General features: G+C 66.9%; 2 protein-coding genes. Both read right to left on the bottom strand.

Annotated features, from left to right (window positions below):
• Positions 1–657: alpha/beta hydrolase (locus LQV45_RS34710; protein ID WP_374208373.1), on the bottom strand; the 657-nt coding region annotated here is incomplete at its 3' end.
• A 152-nt stretch (positions 658–809) separates the two neighbouring features.
• Positions 810–1,113: zinc-binding dehydrogenase (locus LQV45_RS34715; RefSeq protein ID WP_230012477.1), on the bottom strand; the 304-nt coding region annotated here is incomplete at its 5' end.

Below are 1,113 nucleotides of genomic sequence, written 5' to 3' on the forward strand. Positions count from 1 at the left end.
CAGTCGCTCGTGGATCCAGCCCCCGAGTTCACGGAGCGTCTGGCCGCTGATCTGGTGCCCTCCGGGGTCGCGGCGGGCGTAGGCGGGGGCGGCGGAATCCGTCAGCAAGTAATTCCAGGTGCGGTCCAGCAGTTCCGTGGGGATGACTTTGTCCTGATCGCCCTGAGCGACGAAAACCGGAAGGCCTGCCAGCCGGGCCGGCGCGACCGGGACACCGGCGTCGAACGGCAAGGTGCCGTACAGAATAGCCGCACCGGAGAATCGTTGCGGATCTGCAAGGACCAGCCCGCCGGCGAATGCTGCACCCCCGCTGAAGCCGACGAGCACGACCGGCCGGCCTGCGGGGGCGACGGCATCGAGCCAGGTTCGGAACCACGCCATGGATGCCGTCAGCGACTCGGCAACCGGACGGCCGATGCCACGGTTGGCAAACCATGCATAGCCGCCGCCCTCTGCGATCGGCGCCCGGACGGCGGCGTAGGCCGGGCCGGGCGGCAGGTGGTCGGCGAGGGCAATGATCTCGCGCTCGCTTGAGCCCCGGCCGTGCAACAGCACCACCAGGGGAGCCGCAGGGTCGGACGACCCGGCCGTCGTCGCCACTGCCGAGGTGCCCGGGTGGCGGCCGTCAGGATCGGTGGACTTCTCGGAGATGCGCATGAATGCTCCTGCTCGGGGGTGTTGGGCACAATTAGTTTCTCTTGAAGCTTCAACTATTATTGCGCATCGCGTATTCCCCCAGCGACTGTTGCGAATCAGCGGGGCGTCGCAACAGGGTTGGGGGAAGTAGCATTCGCTGCCGGCTGTGGGTCTTACGTGGTGACGACGAGTTTGCCGCTGACGCGGTTTTCCTCCATGTCCGTGTGGGCCCGGACGATGTCATCGAGGGTGTAGACCTTGCTGATGGGTACCATCGCGGTGCCGTCACTGACGGCCTGCAGGAATTCCTGGAGCACGCCGCCGGGGAGGTCGGGGGCGCCGCCTGTGTAGGAGGTGAGCCGGACGCCCCGCGGAATGTAGTCAATCGGATAGAAGTCCGGGACCGTCCACTGGTTTGAGAGCATCCCGGTGAAGCAGACGACGCCGTGGACTCGGGTGGCGCGCAACGTGTCGGGC

The organism is Microbacterium sp. Bi128 (assembly GCF_918698205.1).